The sequence below is a fragment of the Hassallia byssoidea VB512170 genome (genome assembly GCF_000817785.2).
In the GTDB taxonomy this organism is placed as follows: domain Bacteria; phylum Cyanobacteriota; class Cyanobacteriia; order Cyanobacteriales; family Nostocaceae; genus Hassallia; species Hassallia carrinoi.
Genome location: NZ_JTCM02000002.1, coordinates 79,371 through 105,683, shown reverse-complemented (window position 1 = coordinate 105,683; position 26,313 = coordinate 79,371). Strand labels below are relative to the sequence as shown.

The window sequence follows — 26,313 nt, the reverse complement described above, 5'->3', positions numbered from 1 at the left end:
TATTTTTGGCTATTAAGGGACTTATTAGTCGTGAATTTTTCTCCTAAAGCAATTCGATTTATTGTTGAAGCGCTGGAATATAGGATTGAAGCTTATCAAAAGCAATTAGAAACAGAGAATTTGAATGATGATGAGGTTTCAGATATCACTAATGACATGATGTTTTTGGAATCGTTGTCGCAAGAGTTAAAGAAGGCACTCCCTACAATTGCGCCACCCGTTTTTTAATAGTTTTTATCAGAGTAAATTTAAATGCACGTTATTAGTCGCAGAATTCTCCGGGAATTTTGTGAAGCACACGCAGATGTCTGTGATGCACTTTATGATTGGTATAGGGTGGCAACTAAAGCTGAATGGAAAAATCTGCTTGAAGTTCAGGCTATTTATCCAAAAGCAGAAGCCGTTGGCAACTTCACCGTGTTTAATATCAAAGGAAACAACTACCGTTTGATTGTTGATATTGTTTACGAAACTCAAAGAATCTATATTAAATATGTCCTAACTCACGCTGAATATGATAAGGATAAATGGAAAAATGACCCGTACTTTTAATCCGGAATCTTATGGTAAATTGCTAGCCGAGTATCAGCCAAAAATAATTACCACGGAGGAAGAAAACGAACAAGCGATCGCACTCGCATTAACCTTAGAACATCGTTCTAATCGTACACCAGAAGAAGAGATGCTGTTGCAACTATTGGTGACATTAATTGAGCAGTTTGAAGAAACCCATTACCCAATCCTCCAAGGTACACCCCATTCGATGTTAGTGCATCTGATGGACGCACGCGATACTACAACCGAAGCATTAGCTGAGGTAATTGGTTCATTGGAAATTGCCTTGCAAATTGTTAATGGCGATCGCACCATTAATAAAACTCAGGCAGAAGCGCTGGCGGATTACTTCCATGTAGATGTCAGTTTATTTACTTATGATAAAGCTATGAACCTGGATTAAAAATCCTATGTCCTAACGATCCCAAACCCAAGCCTAGACTACAAGTGCCAGCCAAAATTAGAAAAGTATGAACCTTGCTAAAAGATTTTTGTAATTCATCTCCACCCATAGCCCCAGCCCAAATCACAGCCACAGCCCCAGCCACAGCCCCAGCCCCAGCCACAGCCACAACCCAAACCCAAGTCACAGCCACAACCCAAACCCCAGCCACAGCCACAACCGAAGCCACAACCACAGCCCCAGCCCCAGCCCCAGCCCAAGCCACAGCCCAAGCCACAGCCACAGCCCAAGCCACAGCCACAGCCCAAGCTATGTACGGAGCGTTAGACGCGCCTAACAAGTAGCCTATCAATAGGTAGCTTAATAATACACCAACTAACCCGACCCAGGGAATAATTCTAGGTAATTTAGTATCTGATTTACCTGGAATTGCCTCTGACTCTGGCTTGGCTTTGGGGTGAACAACTTCTCTTTTATAACCTGGCTCAACTAAAGGTGGAGGCACTGGTTTTGGTGCTTCTAACATTGCCAACCATGCCTGCATTGACTGAGGACGGTCTTTTGCCTCTAGCGCCATACCCTTGAGAATTGCCTGATTTAAACGGTCACTGATGCCTGTAATAATTGATTTGGGTGGAGTCAGAAAAACATTATCAAGCTTGCGAGTCAAAGAAGTTGTGGGGTTTTGACCTGTCAGCGCATAATAAAGTGTAGCAGCCAGACAGTAAACATCGACCGTTGGCTCCCGACTGCCCCTAGTTATCTGCTCATAAGGCGCAAACCCATGATTACCCGCATTACCTGTTGAACTCAAAGTTGCAGGTAAAAGTTCTTTAGCGATACCAAAGTCAATCAGAACCGCTTTGCCATTACTTCGCAGCATAATGTTTCCGGGGTGAGCATCTCGGTGTACTAGCTGTGCTTCATGCACTACCATCAAGGCTTCCCCAATCTGGCGAATACAAGGCACAATCTCTGCTTCAGGTAACGCCCCTCTGCGTCTAACTGCCTCAAACAAATTTTCTCCCTCAACAAAGTCCATTACTAGACAGTGAATACTACCTTCCTGAAACTTGTCAATCACCCCTACAATGTGAGGATGAGGGTCTTGAGATAGACGTGTTAATGTCTGCCCTTCTCGCTGAAATCGATCTATGTATTTGTGATACTCCGGGTCATGGCTAAGATATTCATTGGGTGTCTTGATGACAACTTGCCGACCTAGCTTAACATCCAATGCTTTGTAAGTAATCCCAAATCCTCCCTGTCCCAGGACTTCCTTAATTACATATTTGCCACCTTGCAATTTTTGTCCTGCTGTCCAAGGCATGAATACCTCTAAATCAAAGAAAATACTTAAAAAATTACTTTAATGCCAGCATCCTAATGAAAGTTTAGCTAATTCTACGGTGTTTTGGTAGATGACGGACTGGGAGACAGTGACGGTGGGGGAGGAGGCGGAGGTGGTTTTAAAATAGGAATCAAAGCAGCAATACCTGAGAGTAAGGCTCCAATAGCTGCGATCGCTGTCCAATTGATTTTTTTCTCTTGATTTGAGTTGGTGTTAGGAACTACAGTAGATTCAGGCTGGGGAGTTTCTCCAGTTAACCCCAGAGAATCGAGCCATTCCCGCATCGATTTTGATCGCTCCTTCGGATTTAGCTTCATACCAGTTAAAATTGCGCGGTTTGTGCGATCGCTAACCAGATTATTCAAGTCTTTCGGTTCCACTAAACCAGCGTTGTCAATCTTACGTTTCAACGCACTGACAGGTGTTTTTCCAGTTAAAAGCACATATAAAGTAGCTGCCAAAGAATAAATATCGCTATAAGCCCCACTCGGTATACTTTGAGCGTAAAGCTCAGGGGGTGTAAATCCCTCAGAAGTTTCCTTCGTTCGGTTTGTCGTTAAAATATGGTCAAAATCCAGAGCTAAACCAAAGTCGATCAGCACCGCTTCAGCTTGTCCATTTCGCACCCGCAAAAAGATATTTACTGGATGCACATCCCGATGAATCAACCGATTCTCATGCACAACTATCAAAGCTTCCCCGATTTGCTGAATGTAGCGTAGTGCTTCTTGTTCTGAAAGGATTTGTTGACGACGGTCAGCCAAACTTACCCCATCGACATATTCCATTACCAGACACCAATGCTCTCCTTCCTTAAAGGGTTCTGCAACCTGTACAATATGCTTATGCTTACATCGAGTAAGTTTTACCGCCTCTTGCCAAAACATCGTCTCTAAACGTTCGCGTTCCTGCTGGGTAAGGGATCTGAGCAGGTCATCATTTAAGATTTTAACGACTAGGCGATCGCCATTCCTATTTCTTACCAAATAGGTAATGCCAAAGCGTCCCCGTCCCAACTCTCTTTCAATAGTGTATTTTCCACCTTGCAAGCGATCGCCTGTTACCCAAACCACGTTTGCAACTCCCAAAATACATAAATAAATTAATTCTCACACAACAGAGGCTTCACAACTTGAACCTAGCTTTGCGGAAAAACTGCGATGTTTCACGATAAGCCTTCGGTTGGTGTCTACGCTTGCTAAACTAATTTAAAATCTCGAATAGAAGCAGCGAAAAGATAGAATGTAAAAACTATGGCTCAAATCTTAGTTGAAAATTTAGACCCTATCATCTTGCAAAAGCTAGAAACTCTTGCCAAACAGCACGGTAGGTCTTTGCAAGAAGAATTAAAATATATCCTACAACAAGCGGCTGAAAAAGCGACACATTACCACAGTGGCGGCGATATGGAAAAAGTTAGAGAAGCAGTAGCACGCGCTCAACTAAGGTATGCAGGAAAAACTTTCAGTGACAGTACTGAACTCATCCGCGAGGACAGAGAACGGTGAGTCAGTATGTTTTAGATGCTAGCATTGCCATAAAATGGTTTGTACCTGAAGTGTACTCTGATGCAGCTAGGCGTTTACTGGCAAGTAACCATACTTTTTTAGCTCCAGATTTTTTTTACCCAGAAGTCGGAAATGTCTTGTGGAAACGAGTGCGTCGCAAAGAAGATACTGCTGACAATGCAAGACAAACCTTAGCTGATTTAAATGCATTTCCTATAGAAGTGTATTTATCTCAACCCTTGATGCCACTAGCTTTAGATATTGCCCTTGAGACAGATCGAGCAGTGTATGACTGTTTATACTTAGCACTTGCCATTACGCAACGATGCCAGATGGTGACAGCAGATGAAAAATTTTACAATGCGCTCTCGACCAGTACTTACGTAAATAATCTTCTATGGGTGGAGAATATAAGATAAGCGATCGCCTGACCCACACCCGAAAATTGACAAAATAAACTCTCAAATAAACTTTAGGCTTTCACACTTTTTTGTTACCCTATTTCTAGCAACACAGGCAATTAAAATGCCTAACCTCTACGAAACAGACTTCTATGGCTGGACGCAAGAACAAGCTAAGTTACTGCGCCAAAAAGAGTGGGGCAAAATTGACTTACCAAATTTGCTTGAGGAAATAGAATCATTGGGGAAACAACAACGCCAGGAATTGAGAAATCGCCTGAGCGTGTTATTAGGGCATTTACTTAAATGGCAGTATCAGCCAGAACGCCGTAGTCGTAGTTGGTTAGCAAGTATTCGTTTGCAGCGACGTGAAATTATCAAATTATTAGTAGATAATCCTAGTCTCAAATCTTACCTGCCAGATGCTTTACAGTCAGCTTATGAAAACGGTAAGGATTTGGCAATGGGAGAAACTAATTTACCCTTGAAAACCTTTCCGTCAGAATGTACTTATAGCTTTGAGCAAATTGTGAATAATGAGTTTTATCCAGGTGAACCAAGTTTCGAGATTGAAGAATTATAACTCGATTTTGACTTGACTGATAGAAGTGCGATGCCTGCGGCGGACGCATTGCGATCGCTCTTTTCCTCCCTCTATTGCTAAACTAAAAAACAAACCTCACGAAGAACGCGAGGGTAGTAGCCCTATGACTGCAATTAATCTAGCCACTGACCTCACTCCTTTCCCCGACCATACGCAGCTACCAGAGTCTAATGGTACTTTCGTGAAAAACTGGCAAGAGCATCCCCAAAGCATTTTACTGACTGACTCAATTACACCCATCCTCAAGCAATTACATCCTGATGGTCAATATTGTATTGGTCAAGACTTAGGCATTTACTGGCGTTTAACCGACCCCCCAGAGCGCGGTGCAGAGGCTCCTGATTGGTTTTATGTAGGAAATGTACCACCTTTGCTGGATGGGATAACGCGCCGCTCTTATGTGTTCTGGCGAGAATTTATCGCCCCATTGATTGTGTTAGAATTTGTCTCTGGTAATGGGAATGAAGAAAGAGACAAAACCCCTTGGACGGGCAAATTTTGGATTTATGAGCAGGTGATTCGTCCTCCTTTCTATGCTATTTACGAAGTCAAAAAAGCTAGTGTAGAAGTATATGAATTCATTGGCGGACAGTATCAGTTATTAGCAGCAAATGAACGAGGACATTATCCTATTGCTCCTTTACGAGTTGAGCTAGGCATTTGGCAAGGAGAATATCAAAATGTAGAATTACCTTGGCTGCGCTGGTGGGATTTGCAAGGTAATTTGTTGTTAAGTGGTGATGAAAGAGCCGAAAACGAACGTCAAAGAGCCGAACAAGAATGTCAAAGAGCCGAACAAGAACGCCAAAGAGCCGATCGCTTGGCTGCACAGTTGCGTAGACGCGAAGCGGCTTGTCGTTAGACATCGCTTGGCATTGAACCGGATGCTTAATTTTTTTAATTCTTCGGGTTTTCTGATGGTCCTAAATTAGCTATCTCATAGCCAGTGGGATAGCTACGGGTGGGAGAGTCAATAAAGAAGTTAGGCTGATTCCGGGGTGGGAAGAAACGCAATACTTTACCCCGAAGTTTCAAGCTATTTGCAAGACTCAAACGCAACCATTGAGGGGAATGTTCAAAACCAAAGGCTGAGAGCATTGTATTATCAAGTAAAGCGTAGATTACAGGTTTGAGTGGCGATCGCATCCAAGACGGATACCAACTCAAAAATAAATCGCGCGTTGATTCACCAACTCGGCGATTAGCATCGGAATAACGAAAGTGTTCGCGTTCGTAGTCTAGGTTATAGCGTTCAAATTGATCGTAAGTTTCGGGGATATTTTGAATATGCATTCTTAACCCTACTTCTCGCCAAAAATAAAACGCAGCTAATTTTTCTTTTTCGCACATCAAACGCCAACCAAAACGGGCATTCCAGCGGATTGGTTCATAAATAAAAGTCGAAAGAACATAGAGAAAATCGGCATTGTCAATTTTAAAGCGTGAGTGGATAGCATTCATGCGTTGGATTGCTTCCTGACCGCGATCGCTTTCATAACCCCACTTGCTAATTTCGACAACAATGATTGAGGTATCATCGTAGCGTTTTTGAGGACGCTTGTTAAATTCTCCAGTTTTATCCAGTAATTTAGAAATATTGGGAACGCAATAAGTTCGCATTAAAGCAACTTCGAGCGATCGCGTCATGTCCCAAGGAAACTCGTAGCCAATCATCAAATGATAAATCTGACAATGGTCTTGTAGTGGATCGAGTTTTTCAATTGCCAGGAGATTGTCGTAGCGATTGATATACACTTTGTCCTCTTCAAAAATATTTACTCATTAACATCCAACAACCGCGAATTTTCTAGCCTATCCATCCACTTTGCTAAATACACTTGATTAGCATTTTGCTCATCTGGATTTTGGCTATCCAAAGGATGAGGCATTAATCCTAAAATCGTTGCTGTGGTAACACAAAACATCGATTTTTGGAAACTCATGCAAATTTGTACCCGCAAATCATCTTCACCTCTGCGACTGCGACGATAAACTTCGTGCAAATATTCTGGCAGAAAGTGGCGCATATCCTGCATTAACAAGGTAGGAGGAATACCCGCACCACCAATCGGCAAAGGATCGGCATACAAAGCACCATATTGAAATCTTGCTTGATCTGCCGGAATTTGATAAGCTTGGGCATTATATGAAACTGTCCCGTGAAAAGGCGTTCCTCGAAAGAAAACAGCCTCGACATAAGGAATTGCCGTATCTGCAAGAAAGGTTAAACCAACGCTTTGGGGAATAATTTCATAAACTTTATCCCGCACTTTAACAGCATAGGTAATTGGCTTACTTGCATTTGCTACCAACTCCCCTTTAATATGATCTACAACTTGGAGAATTGATTTGATTTTGCCTTGGTCGTAGAGGTCTGATAAACTGAGAAACATATCAGCCATGACTCGCCAAAATTGACCCAAACCAGTATAGTAAGAACTTACGCGCAACTGTTCTGTTAAGAAATCAGGAAATAGTTGGTTAACTGCGCTAATAAAGGGGTTATTTTTAAATTTGGCATCAATAACAACTTTGGCTCTTTCTTCAAATTCTGCTGAATTTAAATATTCATCTAACCCACCCCCACCATGCCAAAGCATAGCTTTCATGCAATATTCAGCATATTCAAAGTTGATTCTGTCATGCGACCAATGACGTAGTAATTTCTTTAGAGTAATTTCACCATTAAAGTATTTAAAAAAGGGAAAAAATACTAAGTATTGATTTTCGGCAATGTAAATGAGATTTTTGGAGTAAGCATCTAAAACTACGCCATAACTTTTGAGAATGCCAACTACTTCTAATACGTTTTCGGGATTGTCAGGAAGTAATGCTTCTCCTTTTTGGAGAAGTTGAATATAGTTAGAAAGAGGATGGTTGGCAAGCTTCTTTGTAATAGTTACCATTGCTGTTTCTCCTGGGGATTTCAAATACAGATTGTTGGTTGATAGTTGATAGTTGATAGTTGATAGTTGATAGTTGATAGTTGTTGGTTGGAGCGTTGTTAGTTGGAGCGTTGTTGGTTGTTGGTTAAATTTCCGACTAACCACTAACCACTATCAACTAACCACTAACAATTATCCATTTCTCAATTACCTTTGATTTTGTCTGGAGATATTGCGACTACGTTTTGGGCATTAACCATTGCGGTGATGGTTGGTTCAGTCCAGTGTATTAACCAAGCAGGTTGAATACCCAAAATCACAATTAAGATTGCTAATACCACAGATGGAAGGCGATCGCTCCAATATACGCGAGGCAAATTCATCACTTGCACAGATAAGCGTCCAAAAAAGGCGCGGTTTAGCAAATGTAAGAAGTATACTGCGGTTAAGCCTGTACCAATCATTGACAGCAGGGTTTGCACCGGAAAAACCGGGAAACTGCCACGAAAGATAATGAATTCGGAAATAAACCCGACCATTCCCGGTATACCTGCGCTAGCCATTACGCCCAAAACCATCAAGCTACCAATTACAGGCATTCCTCGTTCTGGGTTGAGGAGTCCTTTAAGTACGTCTAAATCGCGGCTTCCGGCTTTTTTATACACAATGCCCACCAGCAAAAACAGCAGTGCAGAAATCAAGCCGTGGCTGACCATTTGCATAACTGTTCCCAATACGCTTAAAGGTGTAGCGGCAGCAGCAGCTAATAGGACATAGCCCATGTGACCAATAGAACTGTATGCTACCATTTTTTTCATATCTTTTTGGGCGATCGCGCACGATGCACCATAAAGCACGCTCACCACTGCCCAAATCGCCAACCAAGGAGCCAAATAACTCCAAGCTTCTGGTAACAAGTTCATCCCAAACCGCAGTAAGCCGTAAGTTCCCAACTTCAACAACACACCCGCTAACAATACAGATATCGGTGTGGAAGCTTCGACGTGAGCATCTGGCAACCAAGTATGAAAAGGAACTAGAGGAATTTTAATCCCAAAACCTACCAAAATCCCGGCTAGCAATAAAATTTGTGTTCCCAACGGTAAAGCTTTGGAATTCAAGCTTGCCAAAGCAAAGCTAGGTGCATGACTCAACCAAACCAAACCCAGGAAACTTGCTAAAATCAAAATTCCCGATAAAGCTGTATAAATTAAGAATTTTGTCGCTGCATAACCCCGTCGTTGTCCACCCCAAATCGCAATTAGCAAATACAGGGGAATCAATTCTAATTCGTAAAACAGGAAAAATAGCAATAAATCCTGTGCTAAAAATGCTCCAGTCACCCCAGCATTTAACAGCAGTAGCAAACTGTAATAAAACCGAGGACGATGCAAAGATTCATCGCTGCTGTAAATGGCTATACAAGTCAAAAGTCCATTTAACAGCAACAGAGGCATAGACAAACCGTCTATTCCCAGGTTATAGTTCAAGCCTAAAACATCTACCCAAGGGATGAACTCTGCAAACTGTTGCGTCACTTGTCCGGGATTAAACTGAATAGCTAGTACAATTGTCCACAAAAAAGCGATCGCACTAAAAACCAAAGTTATCCCACGGGAAATTTTCCCATTCATGGCTATGGGCAAAAACCCAATTAAAGCCGCACCGAATAACGGCAGCAAAATTAAAGCACTGAGCATAGACACAAACCAGTTAAGGGGAAGGGGGTAATGGGTAATGGGTAATGGGTAATGGGTAATAAAAATAATTACCAATTACCTATTACCTATTACCAATGACTGTTAACTTTTAAAACGGCAATTTGTCTAATAGACCTAATGACCAGCTGATGAAAAACCCTAGCACGCTGACGACCGCAAGGATAGTTAACATATATCCTTGCGATTGACCGGAAATGCTGTATTTTAAGGTTTGTCCGCTAAAAATTGTGGCAATGCCGACTAGGTTAACTAAACCATCAACTATGTAGCGATCGCTCCAAGCAGAAATCCTTGAAAGTAGCGCTACTGCACCGACTACTGTCAATCGGTAAACTCGGTCAATATAAAAGTCATAACCTAATAAATCTTGCACCAATCTCCAAGCGAGTACTGTTGATCTTGACCAACCTTTGTGCAGATAAATCGTACATCCTGTACCTACCCCTATTAAGGTAGATGAAACTAATAGCAACACTACATACCAGTTGACACTTTCCCAAGTTGGTAGCAGATACCATTGCTGTAGCATCACGGGCACTAACAGTGTGACTATGGTCAAGGATACCATTGGAAATGCCATTGTCCAACCGACTTCTGGGGTGCGACGGGTCTTTTGTTGCGCTTCACCCCAAAACACCAATCGAAAGACTCGTGTCAAATTTAATGCTGTTAAGCCGTTAACTAATAACAATACACCAATCACCCAAGGGTTAATTGCTACAAAGCCATCAGCCCATGACAGCATTGCCCAAAAACTACCTAATGGCAGTAGCGATACCAATCCGGCAGAACCGACGACGTAAGCTGTAGTGGTTGCCGGCATCCGCGACCACAAACCACCCATTTCTGTCAAGTCTTGGCTCTGGGTGGTGAATATGACCGAACCCGAACTCATGAATAATAGTGCTTTAGCGATCGCATGAGTCAACAGCAACATTAACGCGACACCTCCTTGCTGCAAACCTACCGCCAAAAATACTAATCCCATGTAGGCACTAGTAGAATGGGATAATGCCCGCTTAATATCTGTTTGGGCAAGGGACACTAAGCTTGCGCCTATTGCTGTAACTGTACCCATAATTATCAAAGCGTTTAAAGCAATTGGCGAAAGCGCTAAAATCGGCTGAAGTTTAAATAGTAGATACGCACCACCCGCTACTACCAATGAGTTCCGCATTACTGAAGCTGGGTTGGGACCTTCCATCGCTTCGTCTAACCACAGATGCAAGGGAAATTGAGCGCATTTACCAGCTGGTCCTGCTATCAATGCTAAACCGAGTAAAGTTGATGTCAGGGGATTTAAGTTTGCCGTTTGCGCCCATTCATATAAATCGGAAAAGTTCAAACTCCCGGCTAAGGTGGAAAGCGTCACTACTCCCATCAACAGCAATAAATCTCCTACCCGTTTGGTGAGAAACGCATCTCGCGCTGCTGTCACTACCAAAGGTTGAGCATACCAAAATCCTACCAGCAAGTAAGTGCAAAGGGTTAAGACTTCTAACAATGCATAGCTGATAAACAACGAGTCACTGATGGCTAAACCACTCAACGCTGCTTCAAAAAATCCCATCATGGCAAAGAAACGAGCGATCGCCCAATCCTTTTCCATGTAACCTAAGGCATAAATCTGTGCTAACAGACTTAATCCCGTGATTAAAACTGATGTCCCAATACTTATTGGTGAAATGTCCAAGGCAAAGGATAAGTCAAAATCTGCTGCTTTTAACCAGGCGATCGTAAAAGTTTCCGGTTCTCTATTCCAGATATCTATAAATACAAATAGACTGTGGATAAAAGCCAATACAGTCGTCAATATGTTTAAATATGCTGCTGGTCTTGGTCCTGTACGCCGAATTATTCCCATTGCCCACGGCAAAGTTAAAATCGCGCCTACTAAGCCATAAATAGGCAAGCACCAACTTGTTGAGAAGAGAATCTGATTCATTTAAATTTCCTTTGACGAATTATTATTCATTATTTTTTACATTCAAAATATTTCATGTAAATCTAATATTTTTATTTCCTTGTACTTTACATTTACCTAAATAAAAATCTATTATTTAATAATCTAAATCTGGAACTACATCATTTTAATTTATTTCTATATTCCTAGATTTTAATTTTATATCGCCTCTTTATATTATATATTAAATAATTTTATCTATTTTTATCGCCGGACTTAAATATACAACAAAATTGGACAAAACACAGCCGTAGCAAAAGCTCAAACAATGCAAGTCATTCTTAAGCACAAGGAATAGCAGTCTTTATGAACTGATATTGAACAAATGTAATTAAAAAATTATAAAACATAAGTGGTTGCTCTAGCAATCTGTGTAATTTAATTGCTGAGATCGCCACATAAATTTATATTAAGAATTTTAAAACTATCTTATCATAAACTATTATAGTAATTTATATTGCCAGAAACGCAAAGCTTTTCTATGCTTAATAACGGAAATGCTTTTACAGCTCAAACTGAGCATTCCCGTAAATATTTTCCACAAGACAAGTAATTGCATTAATTTTTGAGGAGTTCTGCGATGCCAATTGCAGTTGGGATGATTGAAACAAAAGGCTTTCCGGCAGTAGTAGAAGCTGCGGACGCGATGGTTAAAGCCGCTCGTGTCACCTTGGTAGGCTATGAGAAAATCGGTAGCGCTCGCGTCACCGTAATTGTGAGAGGAGATGTGTCTGAAGTACAAGCTTCGGTTGCAGCTGGGGTTGAAGCAGCCAGAAGAGTAAATGGCGGTGAAGTGTTATCAACTCACATCATTGCTCGTCCCCACGAGAACCTAGAATATGTATTGCCGATTCGATACACCGAGGCTGTAGAACAGTTTCGCACTTAAAAGCTAGAAGGCAGCGATTGCTCAAGGCAGAAGTCGGAAAGCAGAAGGCAGAAATGCTTATAAAAACTACTTTTTTGTCTGTTTATGACTGTCTAATTATTTTTGTAGTGCTGCACTAGTTAAACAGGCATCACGCATCTATTGACGAGTTGTCAGCAAGCGTAGCTGTTTGTGTTCATCGAAGTGAAACTTAATTAAGGATTAAAAAAGCATGTCAATCGCAGTAGGAATGGTAGAAACGCTAGGTTTTCCAGCAGTAGTGGAAGCTGCTGACGCAATGGTGAAAGCCGCCCGCGTCACCCTAGTAGGTTATGAGAAAATCGGTAGTGGTCGCGTTACCGTGATTGTCCGGGGAGATGTATCAGAAGTGCAAGCTTCGGTAGGAGCTGGAGTTGAATCAGTCAAGCGAGTTAATGGGGGACAAGTTCTGTCTACTCACATCATTGCTCGTCCACACGAGAACCTGGAATATGTCCTACCAATTCGTTATACAGAAGACGTAGAGCAATTCCGGGAGAATGTTAACGCCATTCGTCCCTTCGGCAGAAGACCGTAACGAGTACAATGCAACTTGCCAAAGTTCGCGGCACAGTAGTTAGTACACAAAAAGACCCAAGTCTTAGAGGTGTCAAACTACTGTTGTTGCAGTTAATAAATGAAGAAGGGCAAATTTTGCCAGAATATGAGGTGGCAGCTGATAGTGTCGGTGCTGGATTCGATGAGTGGGTGCTTATCAGTCGTGGCAGTGCGGCACGTCAAGTTTTGGGGAACGAACAGCGTCCGGTAGATGCAGCGGTAGTGGCGATAATTGATACAGTTTACGTTGAAGATCGCCTTGTTTACGGCAAAAAAGACCAATATCGGTAGTTAAGGTAACGCAAGTGAGGAGTTAGGAGTTAAGAGTTAGAAATTACAACTGATAACTCATAACTCATAACTCATAACTTAAATAGAGGAGGAATCTAGAATGGCAGTCCGCAGCACAGCGGCTCCCCCAACCCCGTGGTCAAGAAATTTGGCAGAGCCAAATATAGATGCAACAGCGTATATCCATCCATTTTCTAACGTTATTGGGGACGTGCGGATTGGTGCAAATGTAATTGTCGCTCCCGGAACTTCAATTAGAGCTGATGAAGGTACGCCTTTCAATATCAGTGAGAACACCAATCTTCAAGATGGTGTTGTGATTCACGGGTTAGAGCAAGGCAGAGTAATTGGTGATGATGACAATCAATACTCGGTATGGATTGGCAAGAATGCTTCCATTACCCACATGGCTTTAATTCACGGACCTGCATACGTAGGGGACGATTGCTTTATTGGTTTTCGTTCCACGGTGTTTAACGCCAGGGTAGGAAATGGTTGCATCGTTATGATGCACGCTTTGATTCAAGATGTAGAAATTCCACCGGGAAAATATGTCCCTTCGGGAGCGATAATTACTAACCAGCAACAAGCCGATCGCTTACCAGATGTGCAAGTTCAGGATAGGGAATTTTCTCATCATGTGGTAGGTATAAATCAAGCACTGAGATCGGGTTATCTCTGTGCTGCGGATAACAAATGTATTAAAAACATTCGGAATGAAATGACTAGTTCATATAAAACCAACGGCAGTAATGGCTACAGCGGCAACGGGTCTGTATCTTCTAACTTGAGTTCTGAAACGGTGCAACAAGTGCGGCATCTGTTAGAACAAGGGTATCAAATTGGGACAGAACACGTAGATCAAAGGCGGTTCCGTACTGGTTCGTGGGCTAGCTGTAGTCCGATCGCAACTAATTCTACCAGTGAAGCGATCGCTGCCTTAGAAAGCTGTCTAGCCGAACACAGTGGTGAGTTTGTTCGCCTATTTGGTATTGACCCCAAAGGCAAGCGCCGCGTATTAGAAACTATTATCCAAAGACCAGATGGTGTTGTTCAAAATGGTACAACACCTAAATTAGGTGTAAAAAGTGCTAGTTATTCTGGTGGTAATAGCTACAGTGGCAGTTCTACATTAAGTGGTGAAGCGATCGAGCAAGTACGCCAACTTTTAGCTGGTGGTTACAAAATTGGCATGGAACACGTAGATAAAAGACGGTTCCGTACCGGTTCTTGGCAAAGTTGCACTCCCATTGCTTCGAGTAATGAAAAAGAAGTAATTTCCGCTTTGGAAGCTTGTGTAGCTTCACACACCGGCGAGTACGTCCGGTTAGTGGGAATTGAACCAAAAGCCAGGAAGCGGGTTTTGGAAAGCATCATCCAAAGACCGGATGGTAATGTAGCTGAAGGTAGCAGTAATAAGTTTGTCGCAAGTAGCTCTTCGGAGAGCAGGACTTCGACTAACGCAAGCACTCGGTTAAGTCCAGAGGTGATAGACCAACTGCGGCAACTAATCAATCAAGGTAGCAAAATCAGCGCAGAACACGTAGACAAGCGCCGCTTCCGTACAGGTTCTTGGGCTAGCTGCGGTCAAATTCAGGGTAATTCTGAAAGAGAAGCGATCGCCGCTTTGGAAGGATACCTTAGAGAATACCAAGGGGAATATGTGCGCTTAATTGGTATTGAACCAAAAGCGAAAAAACGAGTTTTAGAAAGCATTATCCAAAGACCGGATGACAGTGTAGCACAGTCTAGCCGTAGCGATAACCAGGTCGTAGCAAGTAGCTCAAGTAGCACTTCTAAAACGTCAAATACAGCGACCAGCACCCGGTTAAGCTCAGAAGTGGTAGACCAACTGCGGCAGTTGAGAAATCAAGGTAGCAAAATCAGCGTCGAACACGTAGACCAGCGCCGATTCCGCACCGGTTCTTGGACAAGCGGTGGTCAAATTCAGGGTAATTCTGAAAGAGAAGCGATCGCCGCTTTAGAAGGATACCTTAGAGAATACGAAGGGGAATATGTACGCTTAATTGGCATTAACCCCAAAGACAAGCGTCGGGTATTAGAAACAATAATTCAACGCCCGTAAGGAGTGAGGAGTTATGAGTTATGAGTTATAAATTATCAGTTATGAGTTATGAGTTATGAGTTATGAGTTTCGATTATTAACTTGTAACTTGTAACTTGTAACTGTACTGACGTTCCGGTGGAACGTCTCTACAACTTCTAACTCTGTACAGACGTTCCGGTGGAACGTCTCTACAACTCCTAACTTATAGTACAGACGTTCCGGTGGAACGTCTCTACGGTGACTCCTAACTTTTCAAAGGTTACAACTGTTATGTCTGTGCCGCCACTGCGCCTTGATACCAACTTTGATTCTCATATTAGTGGCGAGGTGATTGTTCATCCGAGTGCGGTAATCGCACCAGGGGTCATACTCCAAGCGGCTACAAACAGCAAAATCGTCATCGGTCCTGGTGTCTGTATTGGCATGGGATCAATTCTTCAAGTCAGTACAGGAATAATAGAAATAGAAGCAGGAGTAAGCCTCGGAGCCGGTTTTTTAATGGTTGGTGCAGGTAGAATAGGAGTAAATACTTGCATTGGTTCAGCAACAACAGTTTTTAACTGTTCGGTGGAGCCAGGACAAGTAGTTGCACCCGGTTCAGTTTTGGGAGACACCACTGTGCGTGCTGCCTTACCTTCGCCAACTGAGATTGACACAAAAGAATTAGAACCATCCACAACTAAACCTGCTTCTGCTAATGTAGAGTCTCAAAATGGGACTGGGAAAGATAAAAATAATTCCCAAAGTCAGATTCCTTCGCCGATAAATTCGGGGAAAATAGAGTCAAATTCTCAAGAGCATCCCATCACTGAGGAATCAGCACTTACCAATCAGGACTCAGAAACCTCTTCCACTGACCCGAACATTTTCGGTACACAAATTTATGGGCAAGGGAGTATACAAAGGCTGTTGATCACATTGTTTCCACATAGGCAATCATTAAGTGAACCGAAGTCTGACGATCGCTCTGAGTAAGTGTTAATTGTAAGTTGTCAGAATACGCGATTATCTAGAAATCATATGGAAACATATAATCAACGTGCTAGCACCAGCCAATCCCGTCGAGATAATTTTCAAGACACCGCGTTGGGTTTAGTATCAACCCTCAGCTTTCCAGCGATAGTGGGAACGGCAGATATGATGCTCAAATCGGCTGGAGTGTACTTAGTTGGGTATGAAAAAATCGGTGGCGGTCACTGTACTGCGATCGTTCGAGGTAACATCGCTGATGTACGTCTTGCCGTAGAAGCAGGTGTGCAAACCGCTGAACAATTTGGTCAGCTAGTTTCTAGCTTAGTAATTGCTCGACCTTTCCCCAACTTAGATATAGTGCTTCCCATCGCTAGCCGTCTGAGTCAATTTACCGGAGACGGCTACAGCCGCTTGAGTAATACAGCAATTGGTTTGGTGGAAACGCGGGGATTTCCGGCATTGGTGGGAGCTGCTGATGCCATGTTGAAAGCCGCTGATGTTCAGTTGGCAGCATATGAAAAAATCGGTGGGGGTTTGTGTACAGCGATTATTCGCGGCACTGTAGCAAATGTTGCCGTGGCAGTGGAAGCTGGGATGTTCGAGGCAGAACGGATTGGTGAGTTAAACGCTGTGATGGTGATTCCTCGACCACTGGATGAATTAGAGCAAACCTTGCCAGTAGCAAGTTGCTGGATAGAAGAACGTCAACCTTTAAGGTTGCCAGTGAATATCAAGGAAAAAGAACAAGTTGCCGAAGTAGAAATGGTAGGCTTGCCGGATTTAGCTAAACTGCCTGTAAAAATTGTGGAAGAGTAGTTATTAGTTAGGAGTTAGGAGAACGGAGTAGGAGTTAGGAGTTAGTGGATAGTGGAATTTGGATAGTGGAATTTGGATAGTGAAAGTGGTTAGTGGAAGTGGTTAGTAGGAGCGTGGTTAGTAGGAGCGTGGATAACTGTTGAGTGTTGACTGTTAACCGTCAACCAACAACTAACAACCAACAACTAACAACCAACAACTAACAAACAACAACTAACAAACAACAACTAACAACTAACAACTAACAAACAACAACTAACAACTAACAACTAACAATTAACAACTAATAATAAATGCCTCAAGTTAAAAAAAACGTTGTACACACCTATGGTGATGATGTTAATAGAACATAAGTTACTACCCCTCGAAACATACCTTTAAGGTGTGCAACGTTGGCTGAAAGGCATCTTACGCTTTGCTTGTTGTTCTGATAATAACTTGGAACTTACATAAAGAAAATACAAATATTCTAATCGCAATAATAGATAATCATCTATATACTATCGTTGATAACTTTTTGGTGGGCGACACTCTATCATTTATGAGTGTTACGTGATACTAAATTTATATCGACAAATTGCTATTACAGGAGAATTACCCTTGAACCAAGCGACGCTGCACCAGTTAAAGGTGTTTGAGGCGGCGGCACGGCATGGTAGCTTTACTCGCGCCGCAGAAGAACTTTTTCTCACTCAACCGACTGTCTCAATGCAAATCAAACAACTGACAAAATCGGTGGGTTTGCCATTATTTGAGCAAGTAGGTAAGCGCTTATTTCTAACAGAAGCGGGAAGAGAATTATTTGCAACTTGCCGCCAAATTTTTGAGACAATAGCCCAATTTGAAATGAAAGTTGCAAATTTAAAAGGGCTAAAACAAGGACAATTACGTTTAGCAGCAATTACAACAGCAAAATATTTTGTACCGCGTTTGTTGGGTCCATTTTGCCAACTTTATCCTGGCATAGAGATATCTTTGCAAGTAACTAATCACGAACGTATTTTAGAAAGGATGATTAACAATTTGGACGACTTGTATATTATAAGTCAAGTGCCAGAACATCTTGATGTGAATTGCCAGCCCTTTTTAGATAATCCTTTAGTAGTTCTTGCACCAGCAAATCATCCGCTAGCTAAGGAAAAAAATATTCCTATAGAACGTCTTGCGAATGAACCTTTTATTATGCGAGAACCAGGTTCGGGAACGCGACGTGCTGTGCAAAGTCTTTTTGATGAACATGACATAAAGGTGAAAGTCAAGCTGGAATTGGGAAGTAATGAGGCAATTAAGCAAGCGATCGCCGGTGGTTTAGGTATTTCCGTTTTATCTCGCCATACCTTAATGCCAAACACAGCAGAATTAACTATTTTGGATGTAGAACACTTCCCCATTAAGCGAACTTGGTACATGGTCTATCCGAATGGCAAACAGCTATCTATCGTTGCTCGTACTTACTTTGAGTATCTATTAGACGCAGCGAATAAGATGGTACAAAACAGCATTTCTCCGGTTTATAGCAGTGTTGAGGGAGGTAATTAACTTATAAAATATGGGGGTATTGTAGTTTTGGGTGTAAGAGGACTTAAAACCCTTACACCTAACTTCATTTTCCACACTTGTCAATTCCATTGACCAAATTGCCAAATAACTTGACGGTTAGACTGTTAATCATTAAAAATTAACCTGCACAAACATTAACTTGGGGAAAACTGACTGTGGTTAACCCGGAAACGAACTATGAAACGAAAATAGTAGACACCCAGATTAAAGCTGTGACGGTGTACGCTGACAAAGCTTTAGTGTCACGACGCGGTATAGTGTCTTTAACAGGACAAGAACGCTCATTAGTAATTACCGCATTACCGATGATAGAAACTGAGTCTGTCAGGGTTAGCGGGAATGGTTCAGTAGCGGTGCGGTTGTTGGGAGTGAGTAGCGATCGCATTTTCACTACCGAACCCGTGGCTGAACGAGTAGCACAATATCATCGGCAAATTCAGCAAATAGAAGCCGAAAAGCGTAACCTCCAAGCGCAAGTGGATGCTTTCGCCTTACAATCTAGTTTTATCGCCGGTTTGCGCGAAAAGACAGAAGATCCATTCGCACAGAGTTTGGCACGGAAAAATCTCAGCTTGAGCGAAACATTGGATTTCCTCAACTTTTTGGGTAGCCAATATAGCGAATATGCGATCGCTTCTGGGGAATGCAAAAGCCAACAACAAGAATTAGACAAGCAGCTACAAGTACTTTACGCTTCTTTACAAAAAATCCAAACACCATTACCTAAAGAAAGTGTTAGCTTGATTGTGGCAATAGAGCCTGTCGGTGCAGGAGAATTTGAGCTAGAGGTTTCCTACCTAGTTAATAGCGCTAGTTGGAATCCACTTTATGACTTGCGGGTTAGCAGTACCAGCGATACTGTGCATCTTGGCTACTTAGCAGAAATCACCCAAAACACTGGCGAAGATTGGATAAACGTTGATATCACTTGTTCTACCGCCAAACCCGGACTAGGTACACTACCGCCTAAACTGCAACCGTGGTATATAGACGTACCACATCCTGCCGCGCAATTAATGACGACACGACGAGTACGACAAAGACCGATGTCCATACCTGCGGCTCCGATGGCGATCGCGGGTGCGGCTGAAGATAGTTACAATGAATCCGACGAGACAGAAGAAACTTTAATTGCTGCGGAAACTGTTGTTGCTGAAGTATCAAAACAAGGAAGCGTAGTTACCTTTAAATTAAGCGTTGGCGGTAACATTCCCAGTGATGGTTCACCTCATAAAACAACAATATTCAATGACGATTATCCTTGTAATTTTGATTATATAGCAATGCCGCGCTTGGTAAGCTTTGCTTATTTGCAAGCTAATGTGAAAAATAGCGTTAACGGTGCAACTTTGCTACCAGGTAAAGCGAATATTTTCCGCGACAATATTTTTGTGGGAACAACACAATTAGATAATATTGTAGCAGGGCAAGAATTCAAACTTAACTTAGGAATTGAAGAAAATTTGAAAATTGTGCGGGAGTTAGTTGAGCGTCAGGTAGACAAAAAATTAATTGGCAATCAGCGGCGGATTACTTATAGTTATCGCTTGATAATTACTAACTTACTTAACTCAGAAGTTAATTTAAAATTAACCGAACAATTGCCAGTTAGTCGCAACGAGCAAATTAAAGTGCGTCTGATTCGCAGTAACCCACAAATTCAACTTGGAGAAATGGGAATTTTGGAATGGTTGTTAACTCTTGCACCCGAAGAGCGAAGAGAGGTGTATTATCAGTTTACGGTTGAACATCCACCTGAGCTAACAGTTGTGGGGTTGGATATTTAGTGATATGAATGGTGAGGGCGCCTTTGAAGCTATATTAGTAACCAATTACACTTGTGCAACGCTTCTGGATGAATAGCGATCGCCCGATTAAAATTTTGTTTTTAGCATCAGATCCCAGTGATGCTTCTCGGTTGCGTTTGGGGCAAGAGTTGCGAGATATTCAACAAAGGCTGCAACTAGCTAAATACCGAGAGAAATTCTCGTTAGAGCAACGGTGGAGCGTGCGTCCTGGAGATATCAGTGATGCAATACTGGATGTAGAACCTCATATTGTACATTTTTCCGGTCATGGCACAAATACTGGGGAGCTTTATTTTGAGAATGGATCGGGAAAAATTCAGCCTGTGACACCTGATGCTTTGGCTGCATTGTTTGAACTTGTAAATGAACAAGTTTATTGTGTAGTCTTGAATGCTTGTTATTCAGAAACTCAGGCAAAAGCAATTTCTCAGCATATAGATTTCGTTATTGGTATGAACCAAGCAATTGGTGATAAAGCAGCAAGTGAATTTGCTGTTGGGTTTTATAAAGCGCTTGGTGCAAACCGTTCAATTGAAAAAGCATTCAAGTTTGGCTGTGCGGAAATTCAAATACATAATATTCCAGAGCATTTAACCCCTGTTCTTTACGAAAAAACAAAGCCTATAAAAAATAACCTAGAGCCAGCTAAATATATACTTGTATTAAGCGCCACTATTGATGAAGTTAACAAACCATTAGCAGAAGCTATTATTGCCCATTTGCGTCAAATTTCCGGAGATGCATCCTTGACACTACAGAAAATTGAAGCAGGCAGTGTAAAGCTAGTTTTAGAAGGTTCTCAAGAGGGGCTTGAGAAAATTTTGGCTCTGTATAGAGAAGGCAAGCTGACTGAAATATTAGGTATTCCTGTCGAGAATGTGCAAGTTGTAGCTTCTCAGGAAGAGAGAATCCCCACTGCACAGCCCAGAGCGCATACCACAAAATCGGCGGAAGTAGAAGCCATCTATGGACTTTATGCGGCTTCTGGGAAACGGCGGATCGTAACTCTAGAACAGGGTTTCGAGGAGCGCAATCTCGCTATGGCTTCAGAGTCAGAAAAACTGACGCTATATTGGCGCCAACGTTTGGCAGCAGAGTGTCCAGAACAAAGCGAAGCAAACAGGGAAAGTATTATTCTCTGGCTTTTGGGAAGTAACTCAAAACGGTTTGACTTGCTTAATCCTAAGGAACTGGATATCGCCAAGCAAGCGATGGAATATCGCTATCGGATTTTATGCCAGCGCTACTTGGGTATAGCGCGAGAACGTGGTTATCGCAACTTGATAACTCGGCTGGGGAGTTTAGTGACATTACGTAATAAAATCCAGACTTGGATTTCTCTGAGTCGCGATCGCCAACGCAGTGTCGTGGATGTATTGCAAGAAGTACTTCAAGAATTACTGCAAAGCGATAACTACATGCAGCAGCAAATGGCTGACATCGCCGAGTTTACAACCGATGCCAGACTACAGAATTCTTTGCTGTTTGCCAGCATGGAAGAATATTGCTTGCGACCAGTACGCAATCAACCGTTATTGGCTTACCGTTTCGTAAATTACTTGCGACGTACCCAGCGTGGTGGTTTAACCCAAGTGCCTGGTAGCGATTTAATTAAACTAGTTTCTGAAGAAATTCTCACAGACGACAACAACAACCGCGTTAACTTAGCCGATAATCAGGCGATCGCCGAATATCTTGAAGCACAACAACTAGAAGAACAGCAAGTACTGCGTCACTCAGTACTGCAAGAATTTGAAACTTATCTACAAGAAAATCTCGGACAAGACGCAGTAGAGTGGTTGCGACTGTATCTGCAAGGCAAATCCCAAGATGAAATCGCCAAAAAACTAAATAAGCCAATTAAAGAAGTTTATCGACTGCGGGAGAAAATTAGCTACCATGCCGTGCGTGTCTTTGCCGTCAAAGGCAAACCGGAGCTAGTAGATAACTGGCTAGAAATTTCTCTAGACGAACACAACTTAGGATTAACACCGCAGCAATGGCAGCAATTACATCAACAAATAACTCCTATCGAGCGGCAGGTATTGTCTCTTAGAAAAGCAGGCAAATCCATCGAAGAAATCGCTCAACAGTTAAAACTCAAAACCCATCAGGTAATGGGCGAATGGAGTAAAATCTATCTCGCGGCTCAAAGTCTCAGAGTTAAAGAGTAAAATTACACTCCTTCCCTAACAGCAATTCCGCCTCACAACTACGCTAAACTTATACCAGTTAGACACTAGCTACTATGTCTGTCGCCAAAGATTTAGAAACGCCAGAAAATGTTATATTTCCACCAGGGGATTTATATAGTCAAGAACCGCCTTTGGAATCTGACTTACATCGCCAGCAAATGATGCTGCTAATCCAGTCTATTGACTGGTTGTGGCAAAACCGCAACGATTTCTATGCATCGGGTAATCTCACCGTTTACTATAGTTCACGCCAGCCCAAATCAGAAGACTTCAAAGGACCAGATTTTTTTGTCGTGCTGGGAAGCTACCGCGCTGCACGCAAAAGTTGGGTTGTCTGGCAAGAAGATGGCAAATATCCCAATGTGATTGTAGAGCTTCTTTCCGATTTAACAGCGGCGACTGATAAAAATTTAAAAAAACAAATTTATCAAGATATTTTTCGCACACCAGATTACTTTTGGTTCGATCCAAATAATTTAGAATTTGCGGGATTTATTTTGGAAGGTGGTGAATATCAACCATTGCAACCCAACCCCCTAGGCTGGTTGTGGAGTAAACAGCTTGGGTTATATTTGGGAGTGCATGAAGAAAAGTTACGCTTTTTCACTTCTGAAGGACAACTGGTTACAACACCAGAAGAACAAGTGCAGTCAGAACGTCAGCAGAAAGAATTGGCTCAACAAAAAGTTGAACGCTTGGCGGCAAAGCTGCGAGAATTAAATATCGATCCAGACTCTATTTAGCAAAGGCAATATCCTGGCTATTCGTACAGACGTTCCAACGGAACGTCTCTACACTACAGACGTTCCAACGGAACGTCTCTACTTTTAAATATCTTCAGGTAAAATCCATTTAGGCGGTTCCATGAGTTTTTTCATTCTCGCTGCTTCCGCTATTTCATGCATTTTGTCTAACGAAGTTTCTTGAATGAACTTTGACGTTGATTCTACATGAGATTTTTCTGAGTCAACTTGATTGTTGTCGCTGGTTTGGGGATTATTTACTTTACCCTCTTCCACGCTGACCTCCTTTACTATAGATTTTGAGAACGCTAATCTAGAGTAATTCCTACTTATAAGCAGAAATACTGGTATTTTTCTGTATTCTTCAAAATAAATATTAACGTTATGGCTGTGCTGTGAGACATTCAATGTAACATTTCTAAAATTTCAAATCTAAAATTCTCACTGCACTTGTACAGCAACGTTTCTAAAATCGAAAATAGATAAAGTATCTGGGTTGAAAAAGCGCTCATGTCGGAATTTGCTACAATTGGCACGATCGCGGCGATCGCTACTGCTGTTGTTCCGCAACAGGGTAGTGTGGGAATTGTGCGCTTATCTGGTAATAAAGCTTTGCAAATCGCCGAAACTCTTTTTCATGCACCTGGTAATCAAGTTTGGGAATCTCACCGCATTCTCTACGGTTACATTCGCCATCCGCTTTCCGCAGCACTGGTGGATGAAGCACTTTTGTTGATTATGAAAGCACCCCGCTCTTACACTCGTGAAGATGTGGTAGAATTTCATTGCCACGGAGGAATTATCGCCGTGCAGCAAGTGTTGCAACTGTGTTTGGAAAGTGGCGCAAGACTGGCTCAACCGGGAGAATTTACCCTCCGCGCTTTTTTGAATGGGCGACTAGATTTAACTCAAGCTGAGAGTATTGCTGATTTGGTGGGTGCAAAATCTCCTCAAGCAGCACAAGCAGCATTAGCTGGTTTGCAGGGGAAATTAGCTCATCCGATCCGTCAGTTACGCGCTAACTGCTTGGATATTTTAGCGGAAATCGAAGCTCGCATCGACTTTGAGGAAGACTTACCTCCGCTGGATGATAAAGCGATCATATCAGAAATTGAGAGAATTACCGCAGAAATAATTAAGTTATTAGCAACATCAGAAAAAGGCGAACTGTTACGCACAGGTTTAAAAGTGGCGATTGTCGGGCGTCCGAACGTGGGAAAATCGAGTTTGTTGAATGCATGGAGCCAAAGCGATCGCGCTATTGTTACCGACTTGCCCGGAACCACCCGCGATGTAGTTGAATCGCAGCTAGTTGTTGGTGGAATACCCGTGCAAGTGCTGGATACGGCTGGTATTCGCGATACCGTTGACCAAGTAGAGAAGATTGGCGTCGAGCGATCGCGTCGTGCTGCAAGTGCGGCTGATTTAGTATTACTTACCATCGACGCTTCCGCCGGTTGGACTCAAAGCGATGCGGAAATTTACTTGCAAGTGCAACACCGTCCGTTAATTTTGGTTCTCAATAAAATCGACCTCGTAGAGACGCATTATATTGCATCTATTCAATATCCGACAAATATTAGCCAAGTTGTTCAAACCGCAGCCGCTAATAATCAAGGAATTGATGCTTTAGAAAAAGCTATTTTAGAAATAGTTAAAACTGGAAAAGTTCAAGCTGCTGATATGGATTTAGCAATTAATCAAAGACAAGCAGCCGCGTTAACACAAGCTAAAATATCATTAGAACAAGTGCAAGCAACAATTGCCCAACAATTACCATTCGATTTTTGGACAATTGACTTACGAAGTGCAATTTATGCATTAGGGCAAATCACAGGTGAGGAAGTTACAGAATCAGTTCTCGACCGGATTTTTCATAAGTTTTGCATTGGTAAGTAGTGACGACTTTAGTCGTCCTCCGAGTATAATAAGAGGACTAAAGTCCTCACTACGGTATAATAAGAGGACTAAAGTCCTCACTACGAATACTATTTTAATTGAATGGCTTTTATTAATCAAATTAGCAATGCCAACGTATTAATTGTAGGAGCCAGCCAAGGTATTGGTCTAGGTTTTGTACAAAAATTATTACAAGATGACAAAATAGCCAAAATTTATGCAACTTATCGCCAACAAGAATTAGCTGATGAATTAATCACTCTCGAAAGCGAAAACTCTGAAAAACTAACTTGTTTACAGATAGATATTACCGACGAATCGCAAATTATCGAAGCCGTTCAAAAGATACGCGCACAAGTCAATAAACTCCACTTTGTTATCAATTGTGTCGGGTTACTGCATGATGAAACATTGCAACCAGAAAAAAGCTTAAGACAAATAAATGCAGATAATCTGCTGCGTTACTTCCAAGTTAATAGTATTGCATCTGTGCTACTTGCTAAACATTTATTACCGCTATTTCGTCATCAAGAACGCAGCATTTTTGCGAGTATATCTGCTAAAGTTGGTAGTATTGGCGATAACCAACTTGGTGGATGGTATGGCTACCGAGCATCCAAAGCTGCACTCAATATGTTTATGCGAACAGTAGCGATTGAGTATGGTAGAAACAGCCCGAAAACTATAGTAGTGACATTGCACCCAGGTACAACTGATACCCGTCTTTCTCGTCCATTTCAAGGTAATGTACCAGCAGAAAAATTATTCTCAGTCGAGCGAACTGTTAGTCAATTACTAGCAGTTATCGAACAGCTTCAACAAGAAGATAGCGGGCAGTTTTTTTCCTGGGATGGTAGCCGATTACCTTGGTAAAAATAGGAAATAAAGTAGTTATTATTTAATGATTAAGATTTAAATAAATTTAATTAAGGTTAATTTCAGATAAAAATAAGGTTAAGAAAAGGTTAGTTATTTATCAACGAAAAACTGTTACCATGAGCAGTAAGCGATTCTATTGATGTCAATATGAATTGCTCGTATTCTTGACAAATTAACGCACCGTTAGTATTGTTCTAGGTGTTACTAAAGATAATCATTTTTTTGA

At 42.0% G+C, this 26,313-nt stretch carries 26 protein-coding genes and 1 pseudogene; 20 read left to right on the top strand and 7 right to left on the bottom strand.

The annotated features are described in order from the left end of the window. The first annotated feature begins 30 nt into the window (after nucleotides 1-30). Genes PI95_RS01605 through PI95_RS01595 form a run of 3 tightly spaced genes read left to right on the top strand, consistent with a single transcriptional unit; the run spans nucleotide 31 to nucleotide 958 of the window. Nucleotides 31-228 (top strand): hypothetical protein, encoded by a 198-nt coding sequence (locus PI95_RS01605; protein WP_039748632.1) that lies wholly within the window; start codon nucleotides 31-33, stop codon nucleotides 226-228. Nucleotides 229-252: 24 nt separating this feature from the next. Further along, nucleotides 253-552, top strand: coding sequence for a type II toxin-antitoxin system HigB family toxin (locus tag PI95_RS01600; protein ID WP_039748635.1), 300 nt, complete (start codon nucleotides 253-255; stop codon nucleotides 550-552). After that, nucleotides 536-958, top strand: coding sequence for a helix-turn-helix domain-containing protein (locus tag PI95_RS01595; RefSeq protein ID WP_039748637.1), 423 nt, complete (start codon nucleotides 536-538; stop codon nucleotides 956-958). The genes PI95_RS01600 and PI95_RS01595 overlap by 17 nt, the downstream gene beginning before the upstream one ends. Here PI95_RS01595 and PI95_RS01590 read toward each other — a convergent pair. Together PI95_RS01590 and PI95_RS01585 are read right to left on the bottom strand one after the other, a co-directional pair. Beyond that, a complete protein-coding gene (locus PI95_RS01590; RefSeq protein WP_039748639.1) occupies nucleotides 942-2,288 on the bottom strand; it encodes a serine/threonine protein kinase in 1,347 nt (448 codons plus the stop codon). The genes PI95_RS01595 and PI95_RS01590 overlap by 17 nt on opposite strands. Before the next feature lie 74 nt (nucleotides 2,289-2,362). Then, entirely contained in the window at nucleotides 2,363-3,382 is a 1,020-nt protein-coding gene (locus PI95_RS01585) for a protein kinase domain-containing protein (RefSeq protein WP_039748642.1), read from the bottom strand. A 180-nt stretch (nucleotides 3,383-3,562) separates the two neighbouring features. On the opposite strand from PI95_RS01585, the gene PI95_RS01580 reads away from it, so the two are divergent. The 4 genes from PI95_RS01580 to PI95_RS01565 all read left to right on the top strand — a co-directional run bounded on the left by PI95_RS01580 (nucleotide 3,563) and on the right by PI95_RS01565 (nucleotide 5,684). Next, nucleotides 3,563-3,817: a FitA-like ribbon-helix-helix domain-containing protein gene (locus PI95_RS01580; RefSeq protein WP_039748645.1), complete on the top strand. Its 255-nt coding sequence runs from the start codon at nucleotides 3,563-3,565 to the stop codon at nucleotides 3,815-3,817. Continuing rightward, on the top strand, nucleotides 3,814-4,236 hold the full coding sequence (locus PI95_RS01575) for a PIN domain-containing protein (protein WP_039748647.1): 423 nt from the start codon (nucleotides 3,814-3,816) through the stop codon (nucleotides 4,234-4,236). The genes PI95_RS01580 and PI95_RS01575 overlap by 4 nt, the downstream gene beginning before the upstream one ends. A 106-nt stretch (nucleotides 4,237-4,342) precedes the next feature. Next, nucleotides 4,343-4,801: a DUF29 domain-containing protein gene (locus PI95_RS01570; RefSeq protein ID WP_052325281.1), complete on the top strand. Its 459-nt coding sequence runs from the start codon at nucleotides 4,343-4,345 to the stop codon at nucleotides 4,799-4,801. A 124-nt stretch (nucleotides 4,802-4,925) separates the two neighbouring features. Next, on the top strand, nucleotides 4,926-5,684 hold the full coding sequence (locus PI95_RS01565; RefSeq protein ID WP_039748652.1) for a Uma2 family endonuclease: 759 nt from the start codon (nucleotides 4,926-4,928) through the stop codon (nucleotides 5,682-5,684). 35 nt (nucleotides 5,685-5,719) lie between these two features. Here PI95_RS01565 and PI95_RS01560 read toward each other — a convergent pair whose 3' ends face one another. The 4 genes from PI95_RS01560 to PI95_RS01545 all read right to left on the bottom strand — a co-directional run bounded on the left by PI95_RS01560 (nucleotide 5,720) and on the right by PI95_RS01545 (nucleotide 11,373). Continuing rightward, nucleotides 5,720-6,577, bottom strand: coding sequence for an oxygenase MpaB family protein (locus PI95_RS01560; RefSeq protein WP_039748654.1), 858 nt, complete (start codon nucleotides 6,575-6,577; stop codon nucleotides 5,720-5,722). A 20-nt stretch (nucleotides 6,578-6,597) separates the two neighbouring features. Then, nucleotides 6,598-7,728: a CO2 hydration protein gene (locus PI95_RS01555; RefSeq protein ID WP_039749053.1), complete on the bottom strand. Its 1,131-nt coding sequence runs from the start codon at nucleotides 7,726-7,728 to the stop codon at nucleotides 6,598-6,600. A 182-nt stretch (nucleotides 7,729-7,910) separates the two neighbouring features. After that, nucleotides 7,911-9,407 carry an NADH-quinone oxidoreductase subunit M gene (locus tag PI95_RS01550; protein WP_039748656.1) on the bottom strand — a complete coding sequence of 499 codons (1,497 nt, stop codon included), beginning with the start codon at nucleotides 9,405-9,407 and terminating at the stop codon, nucleotides 7,911-7,913. Between the two features lie 109 nt (nucleotides 9,408-9,516). Continuing rightward, a complete protein-coding gene (locus PI95_RS01545) occupies nucleotides 9,517-11,373 on the bottom strand; it encodes an NAD(P)H-quinone oxidoreductase subunit F (RefSeq protein ID WP_039748658.1) in 1,857 nt (618 codons plus the stop codon). Nucleotides 11,374-11,971: 598 nt separating this feature from the next. On the opposite strand from PI95_RS01545, the gene PI95_RS01540 reads away from it, so the two are divergent. From PI95_RS01540 to PI95_RS01495, 11 genes and pseudogenes are all read left to right on the top strand, one after another. Beyond that, the gene (locus PI95_RS01540; RefSeq protein ID WP_015209255.1) at nucleotides 11,972-12,280 is read left to right on the top strand and encodes a carbon dioxide-concentrating mechanism protein CcmK; all 309 of its coding nucleotides are present in this window, start codon (nucleotides 11,972-11,974) and stop codon (nucleotides 12,278-12,280) included. A 211-nt stretch (nucleotides 12,281-12,491) separates the two neighbouring features. Next, nucleotides 12,492-12,836 (top strand): carbon dioxide-concentrating mechanism protein CcmK, encoded by a 345-nt coding sequence (locus tag PI95_RS01535; protein WP_039748664.1) that lies wholly within the window; start codon nucleotides 12,492-12,494, stop codon nucleotides 12,834-12,836. An 8-nt stretch (nucleotides 12,837-12,844) separates the two neighbouring features. Continuing rightward, entirely contained in the window at nucleotides 12,845-13,147 is a 303-nt protein-coding gene (ccmL, locus tag PI95_RS01530; protein ID WP_039748667.1) for a beta-carboxysome shell vertex protein CcmL, read from the top strand. A gap of 100 nt (nucleotides 13,148-13,247) precedes the next feature. Next, nucleotides 13,248-15,233 carry a beta-carboxysome scaffolding protein CcmM gene (gene ccmM, locus PI95_RS01525; RefSeq protein WP_039748670.1) on the top strand — a complete coding sequence of 662 codons (1,986 nt, stop codon included), beginning with the start codon at nucleotides 13,248-13,250 and terminating at the stop codon, nucleotides 15,231-15,233. Nucleotides 15,234-15,485: 252 nt separating this feature from the next. After that, nucleotides 15,486-16,190, top strand: a complete 705-nt coding sequence (gene ccmN / locus PI95_RS01520; protein ID WP_039748673.1) for a beta-carboxysome scaffolding protein CcmN — start codon at nucleotides 15,486-15,488, stop codon at nucleotides 16,188-16,190. 45 nt (nucleotides 16,191-16,235) lie between these two features. Then, the gene (gene ccmO, locus PI95_RS01515; protein ID WP_039748675.1) at nucleotides 16,236-17,003 is read left to right on the top strand and encodes a beta-carboxysome assembly protein CcmO; all 768 of its coding nucleotides are present in this window, start codon (nucleotides 16,236-16,238) and stop codon (nucleotides 17,001-17,003) included. Between the two features lie 600 nt (nucleotides 17,004-17,603). Continuing rightward, nucleotides 17,604-18,542, top strand: coding sequence for a LysR family transcriptional regulator (locus PI95_RS01510; protein ID WP_039749054.1), 939 nt, complete (start codon nucleotides 17,604-17,606; stop codon nucleotides 18,540-18,542). 176 nt (nucleotides 18,543-18,718) lie between these two features. Then, complete coding sequence (locus tag PI95_RS01505) at nucleotides 18,719-20,350, top strand: mucoidy inhibitor MuiA family protein (protein ID WP_039748678.1); 1,632 nt, start codon at nucleotides 18,719-18,721, stop codon at nucleotides 20,348-20,350. Nucleotides 20,351-20,418: 68 nt separating this feature from the next. After that, nucleotides 20,419-21,243, top strand: a pseudogene (locus PI95_RS37120) (CHAT domain-containing protein); the annotation flags it as partial. A gap of 168 nt (nucleotides 21,244-21,411) precedes the next feature. After that, nucleotides 21,412-22,545 carry a HetZ-related protein 2 gene (locus PI95_RS01500; RefSeq protein WP_052325297.1) on the top strand — a complete coding sequence of 378 codons (1,134 nt, stop codon included), beginning with the start codon at nucleotides 21,412-21,414 and terminating at the stop codon, nucleotides 22,543-22,545. A 74-nt stretch (nucleotides 22,546-22,619) separates the two neighbouring features. After that, complete coding sequence (locus PI95_RS01495) at nucleotides 22,620-23,309, top strand: Uma2 family endonuclease (protein ID WP_039748679.1); 690 nt, start codon at nucleotides 22,620-22,622, stop codon at nucleotides 23,307-23,309. 84 nt (nucleotides 23,310-23,393) lie between these two features. On the opposite strand, the gene PI95_RS01490 is transcribed toward PI95_RS01495, so the two are convergent. Further along, complete coding sequence (locus PI95_RS01490; RefSeq protein WP_336507015.1) at nucleotides 23,394-23,585, bottom strand: hypothetical protein; 192 nt, start codon at nucleotides 23,583-23,585, stop codon at nucleotides 23,394-23,396. A gap of 234 nt (nucleotides 23,586-23,819) precedes the next feature. Here PI95_RS01490 and mnmE point away from each other — a divergent pair, with 234 nt between their 5' ends. Both mnmE and PI95_RS01480 read left to right on the top strand, forming a co-directional pair. Then, nucleotides 23,820-25,208 (top strand): tRNA uridine-5-carboxymethylaminomethyl(34) synthesis GTPase MnmE, encoded by a 1,389-nt coding sequence (gene mnmE / locus PI95_RS01485; RefSeq protein ID WP_039748681.1) that lies wholly within the window; start codon nucleotides 23,820-23,822, stop codon nucleotides 25,206-25,208. 102 nt (nucleotides 25,209-25,310) lie between these two features. Beyond that, a complete protein-coding gene (locus PI95_RS01480; protein ID WP_039748682.1) occupies nucleotides 25,311-26,081 on the top strand; it encodes an SDR family NAD(P)-dependent oxidoreductase in 771 nt (256 codons plus the stop codon). Nucleotides 26,082-26,313: the final 232 nt, after the last annotated feature.